The following is a 24,122-nucleotide window of genomic DNA, read 5'->3' on the forward strand; positions in this document are numbered from 1 at the left end:
TACCCGCACATCGGGCACTCTCCGGGTGAAGAACAGCCAGCTGCGGTCAGGCCTCGGCCGGTTCCTCGTACTTCGGGAAAATCGGGGCCGGAGCGGGAAGCTCGGTGCCGGGCACCAGCGGCGTGGCGATCGCCGCGAAACGGCGGGCGTCGCCGTCGGGCTGGCCGAGGGTCCCCAGAAGTGCGGCAGAGGCGTTGGGCATGACCGGCTGGACCAGGATCGCCACGATCCGGAGCACCTCAAGGGTCACGTACAGCACGGTGTTCATGCGCTCGACGTCGGTCTTCCGCAGGACCCACGGCGCCTGCTCGGCGAAGTACGCGTTGGTGTCGCCCAACACGCCCCAGATCGCTTCCAGGGCGCGGCTGAATTCCTGCTTCTCGAAGGCGGCCCGGGCGGCGTCCAGAAGACCGTTGGCCTGGGCCAGCAGTGCTGAGTCCTCCGCAGTGAACCCGCCGGGAACCGGAACCCGGCCCTCGCAGTTCTTGGCGACCATGGACAGCGAGCGTTGTGCCAGGTTTCCGAAGTTGTTCGCAAGGTCCGAGTTCATCCGGCCCACAATGGCTTCGTGGTTGTAGCTGCCGTCGGCACCGAACGGCACTTCGCGCAGGAAGAAGAAACGGACCTGGTCCAGGCCGTACTGGGCCACAAAGTCCGACGGCGCCACGACGTTGCCCAGCGACTTGGACATTTTGACGCCGTTGTTGTGCAGGAAGCCGTGGATCATGATCCGCTTGGGCAGCTCGAGGCCTGCGCTCATGAGGAACGCGGGCCAGTAGATGGCGTGGAAGCGGGAAATGTCCTTGCCGATCACGTGGACGTCGGCTGGCCAGTACTTCCGGAACGACTCGGAATCCGCATCCGGGTAGCCCACGCCGGTGAGGTAATTGGTCAGCGCATCCACCCACACGTACATCACGTGCTTGTCGTTGCCCGGGACGGGAACGCCCCAGTCGAACGTGGTGCGGCTGATGGAAAGGTCCTCCAGCCCGCGCCTGACGAAGCTGATGACCTCGTTGAAGCGGGACTGCGGGGCGCCGAATTCCGGCTGCGCCTCGTACAGCGCCAGCAGTTTGTCCTGGTAAGCGGAGAGCCGGAAGAAATAGCTCTCCTCGGCCGTCCAGGTCAGTTCGGTGTCCGTCTCGCGGGAGTAGCGAAGGCCGTCTTCCTTGACGACGGTCTCGTCCTCAACGTAATAGGCTTCGTCGCGGACCGAGTACCAGCCTTCGTACTTCGACAGGTAGATGTCCCCGTTGGCCTCCATCTTCTTCCAGATGGCCTGGGACGCGGCGTAGTGGTCTTCGTCCGTGGTCCGGATGAACCGGTCATACGAGATACCGAGGTCGGCATGGGCAGCCTTGTAGATTTCGGCGTTCCGGTCGACTAGTTCCTTGGGCGTAATGCCTTCTTTTTCGGCCGCCTGGGCGATCTTCATGCCGTGCTCGTCGGTGCCGGTCAGGAAAAACACGTCGTAGCCGTCCAGGCGCTTGAACCGTGCCATCGCGTCGGTGGCAATGTACTCGTAGGCGTGGCCGATGTGCGGCACACCGTTGGGATACGTGATGGCGGTGGTGATGTAGAACGGGGTCTGGGCTGAAGACGACACTCTGCGTAGTTACCTTTTTTCGGATGCGGTGGCGGGACCGGGAGCGCGGGACGCTACCCCTAATCTAGATCAGTTCGGTCAGGGTATCGCTGAGCCGGACAAGTTCGTGGTCATGTGACGCCACCAGCACGGCGATCCCGTCGGACGTGGTGTCCTTCAGGATGCTGATGATGCGGTTGGCCGAGGTGCGGTCCAGGCTCGCCGTCGGCTCGTCGACCACCAGGACGCGCGTGCCAAGGATCAGGGCACGCGCGATTGCCACGCGCTGACGCTCACCGCCGGACAGCTGGGCCGGGCGGTGGCGCATGCGCCGCCCCAGTCCCACTAGGTCCAGGAGGTCCTTGGCCATGTCGCGGCGCTGGTCCACTTCGCCGTCGGGCACGGCCGGCAGCAGCACGTTCTCCAGGGCGCTCATGCCGTCAATGAGGGCGCCGCCCTGGTCGACGTAGCCGATCAGCGCCCGGCGCCGGTCGGCGATTTCATCGTCGCCCATGCTCTCGAGCGACTGGCCTTCCCAGAAGACACGGCCCGACGTCGGCAGCGTGAGTCCCGCGCCGACGGTCAGGATGCTGGTCTTGCCCGATCCGCTTCTGCCGGCCACGCAGTGCATTTCTCCGGCGTGCAGGGTCAGGTCGAAGCCTTCGACAACGTTGACGGCGTCGGCTCCGCCCTTCTGCCCGCCGTAGCGGATGGTGATGTTGCTCAGTTCCAGCGGGGTCCCGTGGTCCGCGGCCTTCAGGATGGTGTTGGCACGCGTCTGGAGCGAGCCGTCCCCGGCCTCATCCTGGGGAATCCGGTCAAGATTCAGGTCGTTGTTCATTGGACCACTTTCGTTGCAATTGGAATCCAGCAAAGTACAGCCACGAGCCCGGCCAGGGCGGCCCAGAGCGCGGCATAGGGTGCGAGTACCAGCCCGATGGCGAGGGCGCCGACCACGCCGAGCGGCAGGGCGATCGTGCCCACGAGGGCGTTTTCGAACAGCCGGACCTGGCCCAGCATGTCCGGGTTCCAGCCCATGGCCTTGAGCGTGCCAAGGTACTGGCGCTTGGCCTGCAGCTCAAAGCGTCCGGTGACGAGCGTCAGGACCAGGCCCACGGCAACACCCGAGAGCGCCAGGATGATGCTTGGCAGCGTCACGCTCGCTGCGGCCAGTCCGCTCAGGGCGCTCGCCCCGGCGGCACGCGGGATGTCGATCAGCAGGGCAATCAGGCCGCCGACAGCGGCGCCGAAGACACCCACCGCCACGGCCAGCGAGATGGTGTTGAACTTGTTCGTGCTCAGCTGGCGGTTGGCGAACGTGAGCGGGGAATCGACGGCGATCAGCCGCTCGTCGTGCTGCGGCTCCTGGTCCACCTCGTCCCGGTGCCTCAGCTGCCCGGCCGCGAAGTAGGCTGCGGCGGCGTAGAGAACCAGCACGGAAGCGGAGACGATGACCGTTGCCACGTTCCAGCTGACCAGGCTCAGGATGATGCCGGCAGCGGCCAGGAGGGCCGCGCCCACACCGAACTCGGCCAGCACCCAGCTGCGGATCCGCTTCTGTGTCCAGCCCATGGCCCGGAGGGTGCCGGCTTCGACGCGCCGCTGGCGGATGTAGCTGACGGTGGACGCTCCCGTGAGCAGGGCTGCCCCGATCAGGGTGAGGAACAGCAGCGTCAGGTTGGTGCCTGTCAGTGAGCCGGACACGGCGTCGGCGGCGTCCTGGCGGACCCATGACTGTGTGACGGTGCCCAGTGCGGACTCCTTGCCGGCGTCGTCCTTGGAGTAGCCGGGGACGAAGATGTTGGCGTCTTCACGGGCGGAGCCGGCAACAACAGTTGCCTCCAGGCCCATGTCCCGGATTTCGTCGGCGAGCTGTTCGACCTCCGGCTGCGACTGCTTCCAGCTGCCGGGTGCCTTGGCACGGACCCGGACGGCGTCGATGACGGAAGCGTTCTGTTCGTATCCCCGGGCGGCGGCAAGGCCGTAGTAGTCGGTGATGGCGCCGGCGGACTGGCTGACCAGGCCCGTGGCGCTCAGCGACGGCTTGAGTTCGGTGTTCTCGACCTTCTTGCCGTCAGCGTCCTCCGTCAAGGTGAGCGGCGCGGGATCGTAGCCGCCCAGCGGCAGCCTGTTGATGTCTCCGGCCGCCTTCTGGACATTGTCGGCGTCGAACGTGCCGTAGACCATGGCGAGCGGTGCGGCGACCTTCGTGCCGGTCTCGAGGCTTTCGCGGTAGGAGCGTTCGTCGACGGGCTCGCGCTGGGTCTGGTCCACCGGCGCGCCGCCGGTCCCCTTCTCGGGAAGGCGGTTGACGGTGACCCACTCCCCCGGCGTGGCGGTCTTGTCCACGGCGCCGTTACCGGCGGTGGAGCCGTCCGAGTACTTGGGGGCGGAAGCGAAGTCGGTGCTCCAGGTGGCCGGGTTGTACAGGCCCTGGCTGAAGTTGCCGGTGTTTCCCAGAAGCTGGGAGTAGTCCTGCGATCCCGGCCAGGACAGTGCGAACGGCGACTTGGAAACGAACGGCAGGTAGTCCTTGTCCAGCGACTTGGTGACCGTCCCGACGTCCTTGACCACGTTGCCCGCGTCGTCGATTTCCTCGATCTTGACGGAGTACTTGAGGTCCAGGGAGGTGCCGGAGCGGACGATCAGCGGGATGGCCTGGGAGTCGGCGGTGAGCTGGCCGTCGCGCTTTGCCTGCTGGTACTGGGTCATCAGCGGAGCCCAGTACTTGAGCTTGACGCCGAGGAAGTCCGGTCCTTCCTGGAGCTCCTCCATGCTGATGCCCGTGGTGAACAGGCTCTCGAAGTGCCGGCCGATGGCACCTGCGTTGCGGGCGTCTGCGGGCGGCGCCTTTTCCAGCGGTGCTAGGAAGTCACCGGCGCTTCCGAGGAGGGCACGCTCGGACACGGGGTCCACCGCGACCACGGATTCAGTCACCTGCGGCGCCAGCGGAAGCGACACGGAGAGGTTGAAGAGATTGTGTTCGGAGCCGCCCGCAGGGGCCGGGAACTTGATGCCCGTTTCCCCCTCGGCGCCTGCGATCCGGATGCTCTTGCCGCCGGCGGTCTGCTCTTCGACGAGCCGGGCCTTGCCGAGGGAACCTTCGGCCATTGACTTGAACAGCGTCTGTTCGGACTGGCCGTCCGAGCTGACGGCGCTGGCGGTCAGGCGGTACTTTTTCGCCTGGTCGGTGAGGACCGATTCCGCTGCCGGCCACTTGCTGGGATCGGTACCGCCGGGCTGCCCGGTAGTGGCCGTGCCCACGAGCCCGGCATTGAATCCCAGGTAGTCCATGGCGTCAAGCCGCGGGGATTCAAGGTTCTGCGAGACGCGGGACACCAGGCTGATGGGAGCGGCCACGGAGGTCCCGGAGAGCTTCCTGATGGAGTCCAGCTGATCGAAGCTGATGCCTCCCTGGCCGGTGGCGATTTCAGGCTGCATCAGCGCTCCGCCGGAACCTGCCTTGGCCTGGACCAGGATGTCGTAGAGGCCGCGGGAATTCTGGTCGACAGTTCGGTTGAGGGCCGCCTGAGACTGGCCCTGGATGAGGACGGACAGGCACATGGCGACGATCAAAATGGCCGCGGTCAGCAAAAGCACGCGGCTTCTGATGAACCTCTGGACGGCGTTCATTGGGCTCCCTGAAAGCTGAATTGCGTGAGCGCACACCTCATTCCACACCTAATGGATGTGAAGGCGTCCCCTGCCGGGTGTGCAAAAAATAATGGCCGGTCTGCCGGCCGGATCCGAAAAACGGACCCAGCCATTGTACGCAGACCGGCCAATCATACGTGGCAGAAGTTAACCTCTGTCACGTGAGTTCACCGGATGGACGGCATATTAGTCTTCGAGGTCGACTTCGCGCACCATGTCCGCGCCGATGCCCGCCTTGATGGCGTCGAGGACCTGCTGCGGAACCGAGCTGTCAATGGTCAGGAGGGCCAGGACCTGGCCGCCCTCAGCCTGGCGCGCAACCTGCATGCCCGCGATGTTGATGTTGTTCATGCCCAGGATGTGGCCGATCGTGCCGATCACGCCGGGGCGGTCGGCGTAGGCCACCACCACGAGGTGTTCGCTGATGGGGATTTCCACCTCGTAGCCGTTGACGCCCACGAGCTTTTGGATCTGCTTGGGGCCGGTCAGGGTTCCGGCCACGGAGATCTGGCTGCCGTCGCTCAGCGCGCCGCGCAGGGTCAGGACGTTGCGGTACGACTCGGTGTCCGGGGTGGTGATGAGGCGGACGTTGATGCCGCGCTGCTCGGCTATGACCGGAGCGTTGACGTAGGAGACCTGTTCGGTGACGACGTCGGCGAAGATGCCCTTCAGCGCGGCCAGTTCCAGCACCTTGACGTCAAGCGCGGAAATTTCACCGGCTACTTCAACGTCGAACTGGGTCAGGGAGGCGTGGGTCAGCGCGGTGAAGATGCGGCCCAGCTTCTCGATCAGCGGGATGCCCGGGCGGACGTCCGGGGCGATGACGCCGCCGGCCACGTTCACTGCGTCGGGAACCAGTTCGCCGGCCAGGGCCAGTCGGACCGACTTGGCCACGGAGACGCCGGCCTTTTCCTGCGCTTCGTCGGTTGATGCGCCAAGGTGCGGCGTCACCACCACGTTGTCCATTTCGAAGAACGGCAGGTCGGTACTGGGTTCCTTGACGAACACGTCGACGCCGGCGCCGGCGATTTCGCCGTCCTTCAGGGCAGCGTGCAGAGCTTCCTCGTCCACCAGGCCGCCGCGGGCAACGTTGATGACGTAGGCGGTCTTCTTCATCTTCTTGAACGCCTCGGCGCCGAGCATGCCCACCGTTTCGGGCGTCTTGGGCATGTGGATGGTGATGAAGTCGGATTGCGCCAGCAGTTCGTCGAGGGTCACCAGCTGCACGCCGAGCTGGGCGGCGCGGGCGGAGGTGATGTAGGGATCGTAGGCCAGGATCTTGGTGTCGAAGCCCTTCAAGCGGGCAGCGACCAGGGCGCCGATGCGGCCCAGTCCGATGATGCCGATCTTTTTCTCGTAGAGTTCAATGCCGGTGTACTTGGAACGCTTCCATTCGCCGTCCTTGAGCGCGGCACTGGCCTGCGGAATGTGGCGGGCGAGGCTCAGGATGTGGCCCACCGTGAGTTCGGCGGCGGAGACGATGTTCGACGTCGGCGCGTTGACCACCATGACACCGGCCTGGGTGGCGGCCTTGATGTCGACGTTGTCCAGGCCGACGCCGGCGCGGGCGATGACCTTGAGGTTCTTGGCCGCGGCGATGGCCTCGGCGTCCACCTGGGTGGCTGAACGGACCAGGATTGCGTCAACATCCGCGATGGCAGACAGCAGCTGGGAACGGTCGGCGCCATCGGTCTGGCGGATTTCAAAGTCCGGGCCGAGGGCCTCGACTGTGGCGGGTGAAAGTTCTTCGGCGAGCAGTACTACGGGTTTTGACACGGCTGATCCTCTGCGTTGCAGTCCTGGGGATAAATCAAGTCTAGGCTGACGGAAAGGCCGGGCTCACATTGTTAAGTGTGAACCCGGCCTCATTGTTGGCTCTGCCTGGCGGCTGAACGGCCGGGCTTAGCGGGCCGCTGAGCCCTCTACGTAGTCCTCGTCCTGCTGCTGCCAGGAGAACAGGGAGCGCAGTTCGCGGCCGACACCCTCGATGGGGTGCTGCTCAGCCTTGGCACGCAGCTCCTTGAACTCGACGGCGCCGTTGTCCTGGTCCTCGATGAAGCGCTTGGCGAACGCACCGGACTGGATGTCGGCGAGGACGGCCTTCATGTTTTCCTTCACCTCGGGGGTGATGACGCGCGGGCCGGAGACGTAGTCGCCGTACTCTGCGGTGTCGGAAACGCTCCAGCGCTGCTTGGCGATGCCGCCTTCCCACATGAGGTCTACGATGAGCTTGAGCTCGTGCAGCACCTCGAAGTAGGCGATCTGCGGCTGGTAGCCGGCCTCGGTCAGGGTTTCGAAGCCGTACTGGATCAGCTGGGACACTCCGCCGCACAGGACGGACTGCTCGCCGAAGAGGTCCGTTTCGGTCTCTTCGGTGAAGGTGGTCTTGATGACGCCGGCGCGGGTGCCGCCGATCGCCTTGGCGTAGGACTTGGCCAGTTCCCAGGCGGAACCGGAAGCGTCCTGCTCGACGGCGATGATGTCCGGGATGCCGCGGCCGGCTTCGAACTCGCGGCGCACGGTGTGGCCGGGAGCCTTCGGGGCGACCAGGATGACGTCAACGCCTTCCGGTGCCTCGATGTAGCCGAAGCGGATGTTGAAGCCGTGGGCGAAGGCCAGTGCCTTGCCGGGGGTCAGCTTGTCCTTGATGGAGTCGTTGAAGATCGAGCGCTGGTGCTGGTCCGGCGCCAGGATCATGATGACGTCGGCCCATTCGGCGGCGTCGGCAACGTTCTTTACGGTGAAGCCGGCATCCTCGGCCTTGGCGATCGAGGACGAGCCTTCCTTGAGCGCGATGGTAACTTCGACGCCGGAGTCGCGAAGGTTCAGCGCATGGGCGTGGCCCTGGGAGCCGTAGCCGACAATGGCAACCTTGCGACCCTGGATGATCGACAGGTCTGCGTCGTCGTCGTAGAACATTTCAGTCACTTGCGTAACTCCTTTTGAGTGGATTTTTGTGTAACTAGTCTGGTGCGGTAATGAATGGGCGTCGCGCGCCGGCGGGGTGAGGCCACCGCCGGCCGCTTGGACTGCGACTTACGCTGTGCTTTACGCGGAGCGTAGGGCCCTGTCACTCATGGAGCGGGATCCCCGTCCAACGGCCAAGGTGCCGGACTGCACGATTTCGCGGATACCGAAAGGCTCCAGCACCGACAGGAGTGCCGTGAGCTTTTCGGGGTGGCCGGTTGCTTCAATGACCACCGAGTCTGTGGAGACGTCGACCACTGAAGCACGGAACAGGTCTGCAGCCTGGGTCACCTGCAGGCGTGTTGCGGCGTCCGCACGTACCTTGACCAGGATGTGGTCTCGCTGTACGGAAGATTCTGAGGTCAGTTCAACAATCTTGATCACGTTGACCAGTTTGTTCAACTGCTTGGTGACCTGTTCGATCAGGTCACCATCGGCGTCGACGACGACGGTCATCCGGGACATGCCCGGAACTTCCGTCGGGCCGACGGCCAGGGAATTGATGTTGAAGGCTCGGCGCGCGAAGAGGCTCGCGACTCGGGTCAGCACACCGGGTTTGTCTTCGACCAGAACGGACAGCGTGTGGCGGCTCATGATCAGTCCTCCTCTTCCCATTCCGGGGTCATGTTGCGGGCGACCTGGATCTGGTCGTTGCTCACTCCGGCCGGCACCATCGGCCACACCATGGAGTCGGGGCTCACCACGAAGTCGATGACCACGGGGCGGTCATTGATCTCAAGGGCCTTCTGGATGGTGGCGTCGATGTCCTCGTCGCGCTCGCACCGGAAGGACGCGCAGCCGTAGGCCTCGCCCAGTTTCACGAAGTCCGGGATGCGGACCGTCTCGTGGCCGGTGTTCAGGTCAGTGTTGGAGTAGCGGCCCTCGTAGAAGAGGGTCTGCCACTGGCGCACCATGCCCAGCGATGAGTTGTTGATGACGGCAACCTTGATGGGAATCTTGTTGATGGCGCAGGTGGCCAGTTCCTGGTTGGTCATCTGGAAGCAGCCGTCACCATCGATGGCCCAGACCACACGGTCCGGTTCACCCACCTTGGCACCCATGGCCGCCGGAACCGCGTAGCCCATGGTGCCCGCACCGCCCGAGTTCAGCCAGGCATGGGGGCGTTCGTACTTGATGAACTGTGCAGCCCACATCTGGTGCTGGCCGACCCCGGCCACGTAGATTCCTTCGGGGCCGGTGAGGGCGCCGATCCGCTCGATGACGCGCTGCGGTGCGGTGAGGCCGTCCTCGGGCTCCGTCCAGCCCAGCGGGTACGTGTCCTTCAGGTTGTTCAGGAACGTCCACCAATTGTCCAGGTCCGGCTTGCCGGAAACATCGAACTGCGTCTTCACGGCTTCGGTGAGCTCCGGAATGATCTCCTTGACGGAGCCCACGATCGGAACATCCGCAGTGCGGTTCTTGGAAATCTCGGCAGGATCGATGTCGGCGTGGATCACCTTCGCGTTCGGAGCGAACGTCTTGAGGACACCGGTCACCCGGTCGTCGAAACGGGCGCCGAGCGTGATCAGCAGGTCGGACTGCTGCAGGGCGGTCACGGCCGAAACCGTGCCGTGCATGCCGGGCATGCCGACGTGCTGCGGGTGCGAGTCCGGGAACACTCCGCGGGCCATCAGCGTGGTGACCACCGGCGCGCCGGTGATTTCGGCAAGTTCGCGCAGTTCCGCCGAAGCATGCGCCTTAACCACGCCGCCGCCGACATAGAGCACGGGCTTGCTTGCCGCGGCGATCAGCTTCGCTGCTTCGCGGACCTGCTTGTTGTGGCCGCGGACCACCGGACGGTATCCGGGGAGGTCGATCTTCGGCGGCCAGGAGAACGTCATCTGGCCCTGCTGGGCGTCCTTGGCAACATCCACAAGCACCGGGCCGGGACGGCCTGTGGACGCAAGGTGGAAGGCTTCGGCCATGACATGCGGGATGTCATTCGGGTCCGTTACCAGGAACGAGTGCTTGGTGATCGGCATGGTGATGCCGACGATGTCCGCTTCCTGGAAAGCGTCGGTTCCAATGACTCCGCTGGACACCTGGCCGGTGATGGCCACGAGCGGCACGGAGTCCATATGCGCATCCATGATGGCGGTAACGAGGTTGGTGGCTCCCGGGCCGGAGGTGGCAATACAAACGCCAACCCGCCCGGTAACCATGGCGTAGCCTTGCGCGGCGTGGCCGGCTCCCTGTTCGTGACGGACCAGGACGTGATTCATCCTGGAGGCCATCAAGGGGTCATAGGTGGGCAGGATCGCGCCACCGGGCAAACCAAAAATATCGTCCACGCCGAGTTCTTCGAGCGAGCGGACAATTGCTTGCGAACCGGTCATCACCGTCGGGGGTACGACGTTGTTCGGTCCAAGGACAGGAGAGGCGGCAGCAGCGTGGTCGACGCCGGCATCGGCCGTGCGGTCGGCGCGTTCCGGAGCCTTGGGGGCTCCAGCGGACTTTGTAGCCATCAGCGAGGGGCTGATCGGCGATCCTTTGCTCATCGGACTCTTCCTTAGTAAATCTTGAATTGGGGCGGTGCTGCATGAAGGCTGAAGCTGTTGTCACACTGGAAAATAAAAAAACCCCTCAGCCTGGCGGCTCTTCGAGGGGTTGCGCGTGACAGTTCGTTACCAGTCGGGCTATGGAGCCACGCGCTTGGTAAGTACGACGACGGCGCCGACGGTAACGAATGCGATCATGCGTTCAGTTTTCCCTCTGGTGGGATGCGTGTCAACGAAGCTGACCGCCATCTCACCATTTGGACTTCATTGTCCACAAACTGGCCCTCATCAGTCCATTCGATCACCCGGCCACATGGGCGGCGGGGCTGAATAAGGGTGATCCCGAGGGCCCCTGACGATGCGGCGGCCGCGCCGCATCGTCAGGGTAGGGATCGCCTGCTATCCGCAGTATGCGCCGGTGGAGGCGCTGTGCACCAGCTTGGCGTACTTGGCCAGGACGCCCTTGGTGAACTTGGCCGGGAGCGGTTCCCAGCCGATCTTGCGCGATTCGAGCTCGGCCTCGTCCACCAGCAGGTCGAAGCTGCGGGCGGCGATGTCAACGCGGATGCGGTCACCGTCCTTGACGAAGGCAATGGGGCCGCCGTCGACGGCTTCCGGAGCCACGTGGCCGATGCACAGTCCCGTGGTGCCGCCGGAGAAGCGTCCATCGGTGAGAAGCAGGACATCCTTGCCGAGGCCGGCGCCCTTGATGGCGCCGGTGATGGCGAGCATCTCGCGCATACCCGGGCCACCCTTGGGCCCTTCGTAGCGGATGACGACGACGTCGCCCTTGTTGATTCGGCCGTTGTCGAGTGCGTCCAGGGCACCCTGCTCGCGTTCGAACACGCGGGCGGTGCCTTCGAAAACGTCAGCGTCAAAGCCTGCGCTCTTCACGACAGCGCCTTCGGGTGCCATGGAGCCATGCAGGATGGTGATTCCGCCGGTCTTGTGGATCGGGTTGTCCAGCGCGCGCAGGATCTTGCCGTCCAGGTCCGGCGGGTTGATGGACGCAAGGTTTTCCGCAAGGGTCTTGCCGGTGACGGTGAGGCAGTCGCCGTGCAGCAGCCCGGCGTCGAGCAGTGCCTTCATGATGACCGGAACGCCGCCGATCTTGTCGACGTCGGTCATGACGTAGCGGCCGAACGGCTTCAGGTCGCCCAGGTGCGGGATTTTGTCGCCGATGCGGTTGAAGTCATCGAGCGTCAGTTCCACTTCAGCTTCGCGGGCTATTGCGAGCAGGTGCAGGACGGCGTTGGTGGAACCGCCGAAGGCCATGGTGACGGCGATGGCGTTCTCGAATGCGTTCTTGGTCATGATGTCGCGGGCGGTGATGCCCTTGCGGAGCAGGTTGACCACCGCTTCGCCGGACTTGCGGGCAAACTCATCACGACGGCGGTCTGCCGACGGCGGTGCGGCGGAGCCCGGCAGGGACATGCCGAGTGCCTCGCCGATGCAGGCCATGGTGTTGGCCGTGTACATGCCGCCGCAGGCACCTTCGCCCGGGCAGATGGCCTTTTCGATGCGGGTAAGGTCTTCCATGCTCATCTTGCCGGCGGCACAGGCACCCACGGCTTCGAAGGCGTCGATCAGGGTGACTTCCTTCTCGGAGCCGTCCTCGAGCTTGACCCAGCCGGGCATGATGGAGCCGGCGTAGAGGAAGACGCTGGCGAGGTCCAGGCGCGCGGCTGCCATCAGCATGCCCGGCAGGGACTTGTCGCAACCGGCCAGCAAGACTGAGCCGTCGATCCGCTCGGCCTGCATCACGGTCTCGACGGAGTCGGCGATGACTTCGCGGGAGACCAGGGAGAAGTGCATGCCCTCATGGCCCATCGAGATCCCGTCGGAAACGGAAATGGTGCCGAACTGCATGGGGAAGCCACCGCCGGCGTGGACGCCTTCCTTGGCGCCCTGGGCCAGCCGGTTCAGGGAAAGGTTGCAGGGAGTGATCTCGTTCCAGGAACTGGCCACGCCAATCTGGGGCTTTGCAAAGTCGTCGTCGCCCATGCCGACCGCCCGGAACATCCCACGCGCGGGCGCGGCGTGAATTCCATCGGTGACGACCCGGCTGCGGGGCTTGATGTCCGGCTTGTTTTCTGTTGCGGTTTGGGTGTCCTGACTCATGGGTCAAAGTCTATGGCTGAAATTAGGGCACCAACGACCCGGCAGGAAGGGTTAAGCCTAAATGCCGGAATATTTCGATCGAATAGTGGACTCTCGTCTCGGATATTGAGACGACGAGGCGGGGAAGGACGGCGGATGTGTCACCCGTCACCCAGTCCGGCGGCGTTGATGGAGCCCGCTTCCGCCTCCAGCATGGCCAGCACCTGCCGGATGGTGGTCCGGGCAGCCACGTCCGGACGTGCGAGCGCAACGATGCTTCGCCGGGCCGTCACTCCGAGCAGCGGGCGCAGGACGAAGCCGCGGTCCTGGTTCCGGAGGGCCGTGTACCGGGGCAACAGGCTCAGTCCGTGGCCCGCGCTGACAAGGGCTTCCAACACCCGAAGGTCGGGGAACAGTTGCGCCCGGACCGCCGGCGACCCGGCCTGGATCTCGATTTGGCGCAGCACGGAATCGAACGGAAATCCCTCCGGTACGCCCATCCACGGAAACCCCACCACATCGCCGGCCGTTAGCGAAGTCTTTGCCGCCAGCACATGCCCTGACGGCATGGCCACGTCCAGCGGCTCATCCAGCAGCGGAACCACCGCGAGCCCTTTCCGGGCGAAAACATCCGGTCCGTCAACACTATGGGCCACCACAATGTCGTAATCGGCCGCCAGGGTGGTGAAACCCGCAACGGCGGGGTCCTCCAGGCTGGCCTCGAACCGGAGTCCTTCCACTTCCTTGACGCGGTGCAGAAGGCCCGGAAGGAACATTTCGGCCGCGCTCGGGAAGAAGGCCGCTTTGACGTGCGTCTGCCAGCCCTGCCGGTACGTATCGATGGTGGCTTCAGCGCGCGCCATCGCGGTGGAAACATCAGCCGCGGCTGCGGCCATGGCACGGCCTGCCTCCGTCAGGCTCACTCCCCTGCCGGACTTTTCAACCAGGACAACGCCCAGTTCATCCTGGAGCGTTTTGAGTTGCTGGGAAACGGCCGACGGCGTCACCTCCATCGCTTCCGCGGTGGCACCCACGGTGCCCCGGTCCGAAAGTTCCCGGAGAATCCGCAGCCGTTTCAAATCCATGAGGCGAGGCTACAGGACCGGCGCAGCCGGAAGCGGGGGCCGCCAACGTGACAAGGCGCCCTGCGCCGGATCTGGTAGCGTGCTAGCCACTTGCCGGCAACCTTCAGGACTTCACCGTGAACAGCAAGCCAGCGCCAACCCCTTCGGGTGCGGCAGACTCCAACTCCCCGTCAACCTCCCCGTCAACGAGCGAAGAGCTCAAGGCCACGCTCCGGGCGGTGTTTGACGGGCAGATTCCCAACTATGGCGACTACAACCTGGTCTGCGGTTCGAACAGCTTTGAGGTCCCGGGGGCCGCGCCCCGGGGGTGGCCCCCACCGCGGCGGCGGAGCTTTGTGATCGGCTACCGCTGGCATCCGGCCGAAGTCATCATTGCCCCCTTCGACGAAAAGTCCCTGGCGGGCAGTACCGTTCCGGTGGCAATCAACATGACCAATCTTTCCCGCGCGGTCCGGCTGCCCGCCGTCGGGTCTTCACTGGGCGGCTACGAAGTGGCAACCAGCACCGGAAATTCCTTCCGTTTCGGTGTGGAGAAGGTGATGAAGCTGGCGTCGCCGCCCGTGAATGCTGAGGCGGCGGGTGGAAGGGTTGCACGGAGCATCGAACAGGCCCATGACGCTGCCGACTTCCATGAGTTCATGGCCGATTTCGTGCGCCGCGGACTTCCGCTGTGACGCCACTCCTACCCGCCCGCCAAGGACCCGCGGTGAGGCCATGTAAGCCTTTACAGCCGTAATCACAGCGACGTAACGTCAAGCAACGGCAACCTTGCCTCGAGGACAGAAGGGTCTGCTATGGACTGGGTTATCTGGGTCATTGTCATCGTAGTTATCGTCGGAGTCGTTTGGTGGCTCCTGAACCGCAACAGTTCAGGGAATACCACCGGAACTTCGATGTCCTCCGATTCCGGTGCATCCGCTCCACTGGCAGAACCCACTTTCGGCCGCCCCGCCGATGGCGCGCTGGCGACCGGCGGAACTGCAGCATCCGAGGCAGATGCCATGGCGGGAATGGCCGGGGCCGCAGGCCTCGGGGCTCCCGGCCAGCCCGTTGCGCCGCCCGCAGCTGAGGCCGCCAGGGAGCGGAAGCAGGCGGCCGCTGACGCCGGCATGGAATCTCCAGGCTCGGCGCCGGCCGGTGGAGACGTGGATGACTGGGATGAACGCCCGACGCCGTCCGCGGGGGCCACCGCTGTGGAAACCGGACGCACGGCCCGCGCCTCCGAGGCCGACAAAGCGGAGTGGGAGGCACAGTGGTCCGAAGCAGGCAGCACTCCCCATTCAGCGGGCACACAGGTTTCCGACACACAGGTCAAAGAGACGCCGGCCCAGGAGTCAGGGGAACGGGAGAACGTGGCAGCGGATGCGCGCCCAGCAGCTCCCATCCACCATCCCGAATACACCGAGCCTCATGCTCCCACCCTTCCCGGGGCAGAGTCCGCCGCGGTCGAGGACGTACTCGACGCCGGCGATGCAGCGGAACTGCCACGTGTTGCGGGCACAGCGCCGGCTGCCGCGGAAACGCGCACCAGCGGGACGCAGGCACAGCCTGGCTCTGGGGCCACCGAAACGCGGACCGGTGCCGCTTCCGATGGAGATGCTGAAACCATGCAAGCCGCGACGTCATCAGCGGTTACGGAAGCAGGCGCTAGCCACACGGCTGAGCCCGCCGGACACCTCGCGGCCGACCAGCCCTACGGCGAGGGGTCCGCTGCACCCGGCGCGGAGGGTCAAGGACCGGCAGGTTACACCATCAAGGGCGACGCGCAGTCCATGACCTACCACGATGAATCAAGCCCGGCCTATGAGGAAACCAAGGCGCGGGTCTGGTTCGAGTCCGTCGCCCATGCGGAAGCGGCAGGTTTCCGGGCGCCGCGGCGCAGCAGGCACTAGTCCGGTCCACCAACGGAACGGGGGCCTGGATGAAGACGGCGTCGGGGCGCACAACAGGGACTGCGTTCCGCCTTTTGCCTGCCGCCGCCGCTTTCGTGTCAGCAGCTTTCCTGTCCGTGCTGGCCTTGACCGCGTGCACCGGCGACGGCACCGAAGCCCCTACGGGCAACGCCAGTTCGGCGACCGGCGGAAGCCTGGCATCCCGGCAGCCGCAGATCCTGCGGAGGGTGGAAGGGCTCAGGGTGCCCTGGTCCACGGTTTTCCTGCCTGATGGCAATGCCATCATTTCCGAGCGCGACAGCGGCGAACTCAAGGCGGTCAAGGACGGGGAGGTCACGGTGCTTGGCACCCTCCCAGGTGTCGTTCCCGGCGGCGAAGGAGGCCTGCTGGGGCTCGCGGTGTCACCCGAGTATGAATCCGACAAATCGCTGTACGCCTACTTCACGTCCCAGTCCGACAACAGGATCGCACGCCTCACAGTGGCCGCGCAGCAGCCCGGGGGGACCCTGGCCCTTGGCCGGCCGGAGACCGTCTTCTCCGGCATCCCCAAGGCATCAACGCACAACGGTGGCCGCATCCGCTTCGGCCCGGACGGAAACCTCTATGTGGGGACCGGTGACTCACAGCGCCGCGACCAGCCCCAGGATCCCGCTGCCCTTGGCGGGAAGATTCTCAGGATCACCGCCGAGGGGAAGCCGGCACCGGGAAATCCGTTTGGTGACAACCCCGTTTACAGCCTCGGCCACCGGAATGTCCAAGGCCTCGACTGGGACGATGAAGGCAGGTTGTGGTCCAGCGAGTTCGGGCCCAACGTGGATGATGAACTGAACCTCATCGTGCCGGGCGGCAACTACGGCTGGCCGGAGGTCACCGGGGCGCCGGGGCGAGAGGGTTTCATTGATGCGAAGGCTGTCTGGCCGTCCACTGCCGAATCATCGCCGAGCGGACTCGAGATTGTAGGCTCCACCGCCTATCTCGGAGCCCTCCGCGGGCAGCGGCTTTGGGCGGTCCCGCTCGACGGTGAAAATGCCGGTAATCCTGTGAGCCATTTCACACGGCAGTTCGGGCGCATTCGGGACGTTTCCCTCGCCCCGGACGGGACGTTGTGGATGCTCACGAACGACCAAAACCCTGATTCTGCGCTGATTTTGGCGCCTCCCGACTAACCCTGAAAGCCCGCCCCGGCCCCGATTTCACACTGCGCTAAAACTCGTGTAGAGTTTCATGTCGTTGCGGAGATGAACGAGGAAAACAAAAGCCTTCGGGAAGAACCAAAACAACAGCTGCACCTCTAGCTCAACTGGCAGAGCAATTGACTCTTAATCAATGGGTTCCGGGTTCGAGTCCCGGGGGGTGCACCAGAGAAACCCCGTCCTCATCGGCCACAAGCCATGAAGGCGGGGTTTCGTTTTGCCAAAAATGCACGCCACGGAAAATCTACGGCTATTTATTCCGCCGAGCGCCCGAATGGTCGTGCCCTACCCCCCGGTCACTTTCCGCTTCATGACGACACGGGGCCATGCACTGAGGCCGTGCGACGCCTCTGTTTCAACGATTCGATTTGCCAATTCCTTGGCGAGAGTGACGGGGATGCACCGTGACCTGTGCGATGTGGGCATCCTGATCCAGCTCATCAACGAGGATGTAGGCGATTGGGCTGTCGAGCGAATCAGTGGAGACCCATGCCCGGCCGGCATCCACATAGCCTCGCAGGTCGTCAAGGCGCGGCGGATCATCGCCCGCGATGGAATCCATCCCGATCACCCGGAAGGCCTCGCCCGCCAGGGTTTCAATAGCCTGCAGCCTCTTGAGGTCATTCTCCCTGGCTTTTCTGATCACTGCCCAAGTCAAGCATGACCGTCTTGCGCCTCAGAAGCAGCCTTGCTGGCCGCCGCGATGGAGCATGCAAGAGGGGCGGCACCTTTCGGTGCCGCCCCTCTGAAACAACAAGGCGCTAAATGCTGCCGTCCGGCCTGTCGAAGCGCTGGCCGGCGGGGTTGGACGGAAGGATCATAAAGACCAGGAGAGCGATGGCGCCCAGGAACGGCACCAGCACCAGAAGGCACAGCCAGCCGCTGAAGTTGCCGTCATGCAGCCGGCGGACCGACAAAGCAATGGACGGGACGATGGTGGCCAGGCCCCAAACAGCGAGCAGGATGGTACCGATCGTGCCTCCGGGACCTGAGGCCGCACTGGAGAGGCTGGAGGTAGAAGTGGAGGCACCGGCCTGGACGATGATGTTCAAGATGATGCCCACACCAACCGCGACGAGCGTCCACCACCAGTATTCGCTGCGGCTTGCCCGCCCGGAGAACGTGGCGTACTTCTTGAAGAACCTTCGCACGGCCACCGGGAAGGGCGCGCCGTAATACGGCGCCCACAGCGGCGGCTCACCGCCTTGCCAGTTCTGCTGCGGCGTCTGATGCTGAGGATATTGCGGATTGCTCAAAGTATTTCCCCCGTGGTGTGAAAGAGATGAGACCTGCCCATCGTACGGTTCAGCGAGGGAGAATTACGCGTGTCGTTGGAAAAATTTACCTTGATTTACGGCGCCGGCAACGCCGACAAAGGTGGGGTTCCCTGTGACAGGCACGGATGGGCTAGCGCCCGGGCTGTTCAATTGACGCTGTTCGCATCCACGGTCAGGCCGGACTCCGCACTCGCAACGATTGCCTTGGTCTCCGGCGAAGAAAACCGGCTGGCAAGGACTGTCACCACGGCCTGGAGCTCCTGGCGGAGGACGTCCGGGTCGATTGAAGCAGTCGCCAGCACGGTTCGCTCCATGTCAGCTGCTGCAGCCACGGCTTCAACGCCGCGTTCCGTTAGGGACACCACATGGCTCCGGCGGTCAGAGGTGCTGCGCTCCCGGCGGATGTGCCCATGAGTCTCAAGCCGGCTAAGGGTCTTCCCCATGGTCTGGGCCTGGACGCGGACCAGCTGAGCCAGCTGCGCCTGGGTCATGGGGCCGTTGACGGAAAGTACCTCCATGGCGATAACGCCCGCATGGGTAAGTCCGATGGCTCCGAGTTTTTCATTCCAGGAATGTTCCACGAGGCGTGCCGCAGTGGACAAAAGGCGCCCAGTGGGCCAGCGATCCATATCAGGCATACCACTTAGTATAGCCAGCGTGGGATTCGTCCCTTGCTCCCCGGCTTACTAAGCTTGGATGTCCATAACATTCCAAAGGAGAAAATCTTGGCTGAACGACTCATTCCCGGCACTCCGGCACCGGACTTTACGCTGAAGGATTCCGCAGGGAACGATGTCAGCCTGAAGAACTACCGCGGCCGCAACACGATTGTGTACTTCTACCCGGCAGCCTCGACGCCGGGCTGCACGAAGGAAGCCTGCGACTTCCGCGACACCCTCGCATCCCTGCAGCGGGAAGGGTATGACGTACTGGGGGTCTCTCCGGATCCGGTCGCGAAGCTTGCAAAATTCGCCGACAAGGAGGGGCTGACCTTCCCCCTCCTGTCCGACGAGGACCACTTCGTTGCCGAGGCCTACGCCGCGTGGGGGGAGAAAAAGAACTACGGTCGGACCTACGAGGGGCTCATCCGCTCGACGATCGTGGTGGACCCGGACGGCAAGGTCGCCGTTGCGCAGTACAACGTGCGCGCCACCGGCCACGTAGCGAAACTTCGCCGGGACCTCGGGCTGGACTAGAGGCCCGCCACCGCCCCCGCACACCCGCCGAGCGGAAACTGCCGGGCAGAAACCCCCGAGCGGAAGGCACCCCCCGGCAGGTACACTGGAGCCTGGCAACCGCCGTCGAACGTCTTTGGCTCTGCAGGAGCTGCAGGAAAGACAGCAGGAAAGACAGACGGCGACGGCGCCCCGCGCGAGTGGTGAAATTGGCAGACACGCAGGATTTAGGTTCCTGTGCCTTCGGGCGTGGGGGTTCAAGTCCCCCCTTGCGCACAGAGTAAAACACCGGAATCCCGGGCCTCATGGTCCGGGATTCCTTCGTTTAACGCCGCCGTCCGTCGCCGGAAACATCCGCCGAAAAAAATTCTCCGGTTCACCCATCCATTGCTTCGGAACTCCCGAATACCCAGTGAGACACCAACCAAGGGTCGGTGCCCACAGTCGGAAACCAGCCAGTGCAGTGTTCGAAAAAGTCGTTCGCCGCAGGCAATGATCGGCACTAACAAGGAGAATCGAAATGCAGTCAATCAAGCGCACAACTTTCACCGTTGCAGGGGTAGCAGCTGCAGCACTGCTCAGCCTGACCGCATGCGGCGGCTCCGCCACGACGGCCACCAGCTCATCCGCTCCGGCATCCACGCCGTCCGCTTCGAGCATGGCCCCGTCCCCGTCCGCCAGCTCGGCGGCCGCCATGGATCCGGCCGCGAACCTGGCGGGCCCCGGCTGCGCCGGTTACGCGGAGAAGGTTCCCAGCGGCGCAGGTTCGGTGGCCGGCATGGCCCTCGACCCGGTGGCCGTGGCCGCTTCCAACAACCCTTTGCTGACCACCCTCACGGCTGCAGTGTCCGGCAAGCTCAACCCGAAGGTTGACCTGGTGGACACGCTCAACGGCAGCGAATTCACCGTCTTCGCCCCGGTGGATGACGCGTTCGCCAAGATCGACCCGGCCACTATCGAAACCCTGAAGACCGATGACGCCCTCCTCAGTAAAATCCTGACCTACCACGTAGTTCCCGGCCAGATCACCCCCGACGAGATTGTGGGCACCCACAAGACCGTCCAGGGCGGCTCGGTTACGGTGACCGGCACCAAGGACGCACTCAAGGTGGATGACGCAAGTGTCATCTGCGGCGGTGTCCAGACGGCCAACGCGACGGTCTACCTGGTGGATTCCGTCCTGATGCCGAAGTAGGCATCCCGCAACGCTCCTGTTCCGGCTCCAGCCTGACTCCCTGGACCCACGAAGGAGAAAACGAAGGCCTGCACCTCCGGTGCAGGCCTTCGTTTTGCCTTGTAGCGCCACGGTCCGCTCCCGGCCGGCGCCCAGGATCGGTCAATTAGACTGGGGAGCGGTCCCGGCCCGGGGACCTACCAGCCGTCCAGAGGTGATTATCGAGTGCCCAGCAGTAAATCGCGCCGCATAGCAGTCAGCATCGGCGCAGGGGTCTTTTCGCTGCTGCTCGCCTCGTGCACGGGTGTGCCTGCTCCCGCACCGGCGTCGTCCACTGCTTCTCCCACCAGCACGGCCGCATCCGCGCCGACGGCTACGTTCACGTTCGGCACCGCCGCCCAGCCGCTGGGACTGGATCCCGCGCTGGCGTCGGATGTGGAGGCCTACCGGGTCACCCGCCAGGTGCTCGAAGGCCTTGTGGGGGTGGACCAGACCACTGGACTCCCCACTCCGCTCCTCGCCACCGAGTGGTCGGAATCCAACGAGGGCCGCGCCTATTCGTTCAAGCTTCGCGAAGGCGTCACCTTCCAGGACGGGTCGCCGTTCGATGCAGCGTCGGTCTGTACCAACTTCAACCGCTGGTTCAATTTCCCCGAGAGCCTGCGTAAGCAAGCACCCGGCATGTCGTTCAAGGACGTCTTCAAGGCCCACGTGGACCAGGCTTCACTGTCCATTTACAAGGGCTGCACTGCGCTCTCTGCCGGGAATGTCCGGATTGACCTCACGCAGCCTTTCACCGGTTTCCTCCAGGCGCTGACGCTCCCGGCTTTCGCCATGTCTTCCCCGAAGGCCATGGCCGAGCAGCAGGCTGACAACCTCAGCCAGACCCGGGAGGGCCAGGCGGTGTCGTCCTATGCCCTGCACCCGGTCGGCACCGGCCCCTACAGCTTGGCCGCGTGGAAAGACTCCAGCATCACGCTGGTCAGCAACAAGGACTACTGGGGCGACAAGGGACAGATCGGCACCCTCAACTTCGTCACTTACGACCACCCCGAGTCCAGGCTCCAGGCCCTCCTCGACGGAAAGATCGACGGCTACGATGCCGTCACCGTGGGAAACTTCGATCAGCTCGTCAAGCGCGGGAAACAGATCATCCAGCGCGACCCGTTCTCGGTGATGTACCTCGGCATGAATCAGGAAGTGCCCATCCTCCGGAACCTGAAGGTCCGGCAGGCGATTGAAATGGCGGTGGACAAGGAAACCCTGATCCGCCGGTTCTTCATCGACAACACGGCCCAGGCCACCCAGTTCGTGCCGCCCAAACTCAGCGGCTTCAACAACAACGCCCCGTCCCTGGGCCATGATCCGGCCAAGGCCAAGGCCCTGTTGCAGGAAGCCGGGTACAAGGGCGAGGAACTCAAGTTCTACTACCCCCTGAACGTGACCAGGCCCTATCTCCCCACCCCCGAAAAGATCTACGCCGAGCTCAGCAGGCAGCTGACCGCGGTGGGCCTGAACATCAAGCCGGTTCCGGTCGATTGGTCCGACGGCTACCTGCAGAAGGTCCAGTCACCGGGTGACCACGCCCTGCACGTGCTGGGCTGGAACGGTTCATATTCCGACCAGGACAACTTCGTTGGCCCCCTCTTCGGCGAGAAGAACGGCGAGTTCGGCTACCAGGACCCACAGGTCTTTTCCAAGATCGCGCGCGCCCGCGGCCTGCCTGAGGGCGAGGAGCGGACCCAGCAGTACCAGACCATCAACGCCCAGATCGCGGAGACCGTACCGGCGGTGCCGATCGCCTTCCCCATTTCCGCCCTGGCACTGTCCGACCGGGTCCTGAAGTACCCGGCGTCGCCGGTCTTAAACGAGGTTTTCACAAAGGTGGAACTAAAACCTTGACGGCGGGACCCAATTTCAGTTAGTAGGGTGCTCGGGGATATTCTGTGACAGCCAGAGCCGCTGCTATCGGAGACTCATTGTGACTTTCATTTCCAAGACCCAACATGCCGACGTCGTCCTGATTGGCGGCGGCATCATGAGCGCCACACTGGGGGCGTTCATCAAGCAGCTGGAGCCGAACTGGACCATCTCGCTGTTTGAACGGCTCGACGAAGCCGGCCTCGAAAGCTCGGGCCCGTGGAACAACGCAGGCACCGGCCACGCCGCACTGTGTGAGCTCAACTACTCCCCCGCAGCCAAAGACGGCTCGGTGGACCCCTCCAAGGCGCTGCACATCAACGAGCAGTTCCAGCTGTCCCGCCAGTTCTGGTCCCACCTGGTCAGCAACTCGCTCATTGGCTCCCCCAAGGGCTTCATCAACACGGTGCCGCACATGAGCTTCGTGATCGGGGACGCCAACGCAAACTTCCTGAAGACCCGGCATGAGGCACTGAAGCCGAACACCCTCTTCCGCTCGATGGAGTACTCCGAGGACCACGCCCAGATCGCCAAGTGGGCGCCGCTGATCGTCAAGGGCCGCGACCCCAAGCAGCGCATCGCTGCCACCCGCGCAGCCGAGGGAACCGACGTCGACTTCGGTGCGCTGACCCGCGAGCTGACCACCTACCTCGGCAACAACGGCGTCGAGATCAACTACGGCCACGACGTCAACGGCATCCGGCGCGTCCCGGGCGGCGGTTGGGACCTCACCCTCAAGCACAAGAGATCCGGTGAGCACGGAAACATCCGCGCCAAGTTTGTGTTCGTGGGCGCCGGCGGCGGTGCCCTGCACCTCCTGCAGGCCTCGGGCATCCCGGAGAGCAAGGGCTACGGCGGTTTCCCCGTATCCGGACAGTTCTTCCGCTGCACGGATGAAACACTCGCCGCCCAGCACAGCGCCAAGGTCTACGGCCAGGCCTCCGTCGGAGCCCCGCCCATGTCCGTGCCCCACCTGGACACCCGTTACGTCAACGGCAAGCGCTCCCTGCTGTTCGGCCCGTACGCCGGCTTCTCCACCAACTTCCTGAAAAACGGCTCCTACCTGGACCTGCCGCTGTCCATCCGCCCCAGCAACATCATCCCCATGCTGGCCGTCGCCAAGGACAACATGGACCTGACCGCCTACCTGGTGAAGGAAGTCGCCAAGCGCCACGGCGACAAGGTGGAGGCGCTGCGCGAGTACTACCCTGAAGCCAAAGACGGCGATTGGGAACTCATCACGGCCGGCCAGCGTGTCCAGATCATCAAGAAGGATCCAAAGAAGGGCGGAGTCCTGCAGTTCGGCACTGAAGTGATCGCCGCCCGCGACGGTTCCATCGGTGCACTGCTGGGGGCTTCGCCGGGAGCGTCCACCGCGGTGCCGATCATGATCGAGCTCCTGCAGAAGTCCTTCCCGAAGAACTTCAAGGGCTGGCAGGCCAAGCTCAAGGAAATGATGCCCGGCTACGGCATCAAGCTCAACGACAACCCGGAACTGGCCGCACAACTGGAGGCAGACACTGCCAGGACCCTCCAGCTGGATGCGGTGAACACACCTTCCAGCTGACGCCCTGTTCGGGTAACGGCAGGTTTCACCCCCGA

At 64.3% G+C, this 24,122-nt stretch carries 19 protein-coding genes and 2 tRNA genes; 9 read left to right on the forward strand and 12 right to left on the reverse strand.

Annotated features, from left to right (window positions below; translation table 11 throughout):
- Nucleotides 1-46: 46 nt before the first annotated feature.
- From metG to J7I92_RS10765, 9 genes are all read right to left on the reverse strand, one after another.
- The gene (gene metG, locus J7I92_RS10725) at nt 47-1,606 is read right to left on the reverse strand and encodes a methionine--tRNA ligase (RefSeq protein ID WP_214840320.1); all 1,560 of its coding nucleotides are present in this window, start codon (nt 1,604-1,606) and stop codon (nt 47-49) included.
- Between the two features lie 64 nt (nt 1,607-1,670).
- A complete protein-coding gene (locus tag J7I92_RS10730; protein WP_214840321.1) occupies nt 1,671-2,426 on the reverse strand; it encodes an ABC transporter ATP-binding protein in 756 nt (251 codons plus the stop codon).
- Complete coding sequence (locus tag J7I92_RS10735) at nt 2,423-5,218, reverse strand: ABC transporter permease (protein ID WP_214840323.1); 2,796 nt, start codon at nt 5,216-5,218, stop codon at nt 2,423-2,425. Before J7I92_RS10735 ends, J7I92_RS10730 begins: the two co-directional genes overlap by 4 nt.
- Nucleotides 5,219-5,425: 207 nt before the next feature.
- Nucleotides 5,426-7,015 (reverse strand): phosphoglycerate dehydrogenase, encoded by a 1,590-nt coding sequence (gene serA / locus J7I92_RS10740; RefSeq protein ID WP_214840325.1) that lies wholly within the window; start codon nt 7,013-7,015, stop codon nt 5,426-5,428.
- A gap of 126 nt (nt 7,016-7,141) precedes the next feature.
- Nucleotides 7,142-8,167 (reverse strand): ketol-acid reductoisomerase, encoded by a 1,026-nt coding sequence (ilvC, locus tag J7I92_RS10745; protein ID WP_214840327.1) that lies wholly within the window; start codon nt 8,165-8,167, stop codon nt 7,142-7,144.
- A gap of 120 nt (nt 8,168-8,287) precedes the next feature.
- On the reverse strand, nt 8,288-8,800 hold the full coding sequence (ilvN, locus tag J7I92_RS10750) for an acetolactate synthase small subunit (protein ID WP_055796055.1): 513 nt from the start codon (nt 8,798-8,800) through the stop codon (nt 8,288-8,290).
- A 2-nt stretch (nt 8,801-8,802) separates the two neighbouring features.
- Nucleotides 8,803-10,704, reverse strand: a complete 1,902-nt coding sequence (locus J7I92_RS10755; protein WP_214840329.1) for an acetolactate synthase large subunit — start codon at nt 10,702-10,704, stop codon at nt 8,803-8,805.
- A gap of 399 nt (nt 10,705-11,103) precedes the next feature.
- Complete coding sequence (gene ilvD, locus J7I92_RS10760) at nt 11,104-12,825, reverse strand: dihydroxy-acid dehydratase (protein ID WP_214840331.1); 1,722 nt, start codon at nt 12,823-12,825, stop codon at nt 11,104-11,106.
- A 140-nt stretch (nt 12,826-12,965) separates the two neighbouring features.
- Nucleotides 12,966-13,889, reverse strand: a complete 924-nt coding sequence (locus tag J7I92_RS10765) for a LysR family transcriptional regulator (protein WP_214840333.1) — start codon at nt 13,887-13,889, stop codon at nt 12,966-12,968.
- Nucleotides 13,890-14,005: 116 nt separating this feature from the next.
- Here J7I92_RS10765 and J7I92_RS10770 point away from each other — a divergent pair, with 116 nt between their 5' ends.
- The 4 genes from J7I92_RS10770 (at nt 14,006) to J7I92_RS10785 (ending at nt 17,142) form a co-directional block, all read left to right on the forward strand.
- Nucleotides 14,006-14,563 (forward strand): hypothetical protein, encoded by a 558-nt coding sequence (locus J7I92_RS10770; protein ID WP_214840335.1) that lies wholly within the window; start codon nt 14,006-14,008, stop codon nt 14,561-14,563.
- A 120-nt stretch (nt 14,564-14,683) separates the two neighbouring features.
- A complete protein-coding gene (locus J7I92_RS10775; RefSeq protein ID WP_214840337.1) occupies nt 14,684-15,781 on the forward strand; it encodes a hypothetical protein in 1,098 nt (365 codons plus the stop codon).
- A gap of 29 nt (nt 15,782-15,810) precedes the next feature.
- Nucleotides 15,811-16,947: a sorbosone dehydrogenase family protein gene (locus tag J7I92_RS10780; RefSeq protein ID WP_214840339.1), complete on the forward strand. Its 1,137-nt coding sequence runs from the start codon at nt 15,811-15,813 to the stop codon at nt 16,945-16,947.
- Between the two features lie 119 nt (nt 16,948-17,066).
- Nucleotides 17,067-17,142: transfer RNA gene (locus J7I92_RS10785), tRNA-Lys, on the forward strand.
- A gap of 187 nt (nt 17,143-17,329) precedes the next feature.
- Here the strand turns inward: J7I92_RS10785 and J7I92_RS10790 are convergent.
- From J7I92_RS10790 to J7I92_RS10800, 3 genes are all read right to left on the reverse strand, one after another.
- Entirely contained in the window at nt 17,330-17,620 is a 291-nt protein-coding gene (locus tag J7I92_RS10790) for a GNAT family N-acetyltransferase (RefSeq protein WP_214840341.1), read from the reverse strand.
- 115 nt (nt 17,621-17,735) lie between these two features.
- Entirely contained in the window at nt 17,736-18,230 is a 495-nt protein-coding gene (locus J7I92_RS10795; protein ID WP_214840343.1) for a DUF805 domain-containing protein, read from the reverse strand.
- Nucleotides 18,231-18,397: 167 nt separating this feature from the next.
- A complete protein-coding gene (locus tag J7I92_RS10800) occupies nt 18,398-18,880 on the reverse strand; it encodes a MarR family winged helix-turn-helix transcriptional regulator (RefSeq protein WP_214840543.1) in 483 nt (160 codons plus the stop codon).
- 96 nt (nt 18,881-18,976) lie between these two features.
- On the opposite strand from J7I92_RS10800, the gene bcp reads away from it, so the two are divergent.
- The 5 genes from bcp (at nt 18,977) to J7I92_RS10825 (ending at nt 24,087) form a co-directional block, all read left to right on the forward strand.
- Entirely contained in the window at nt 18,977-19,447 is a 471-nt protein-coding gene (gene bcp / locus J7I92_RS10805; protein ID WP_214840344.1) for a thioredoxin-dependent thiol peroxidase, read from the forward strand.
- Nucleotides 19,448-19,620: 173 nt separating this feature from the next.
- Nucleotides 19,621-19,702, forward strand: a tRNA-Leu gene (locus J7I92_RS10810).
- Between the two features lie 244 nt (nt 19,703-19,946).
- Nucleotides 19,947-20,621, forward strand: coding sequence for a fasciclin domain-containing protein (locus tag J7I92_RS10815; protein WP_214840345.1), 675 nt, complete (start codon nt 19,947-19,949; stop codon nt 20,619-20,621).
- A gap of 204 nt (nt 20,622-20,825) precedes the next feature.
- Nucleotides 20,826-22,502, forward strand: a complete 1,677-nt coding sequence (locus J7I92_RS10820) for an ABC transporter substrate-binding protein (RefSeq protein ID WP_214840346.1) — start codon at nt 20,826-20,828, stop codon at nt 22,500-22,502.
- Nucleotides 22,503-22,581: 79 nt separating this feature from the next.
- Nucleotides 22,582-24,087 (forward strand): malate:quinone oxidoreductase, encoded by a 1,506-nt coding sequence (locus J7I92_RS10825; RefSeq protein WP_214840347.1) that lies wholly within the window; start codon nt 22,582-22,584, stop codon nt 24,085-24,087.
- Nucleotides 24,088-24,122: the final 35 nt, after the last annotated feature.

Source organism: Arthrobacter sp. ISL-72, from assembly GCF_018613755.1.
Taxonomy (GTDB): Bacteria; Actinomycetota; Actinomycetes; order Actinomycetales; family Micrococcaceae; genus Arthrobacter.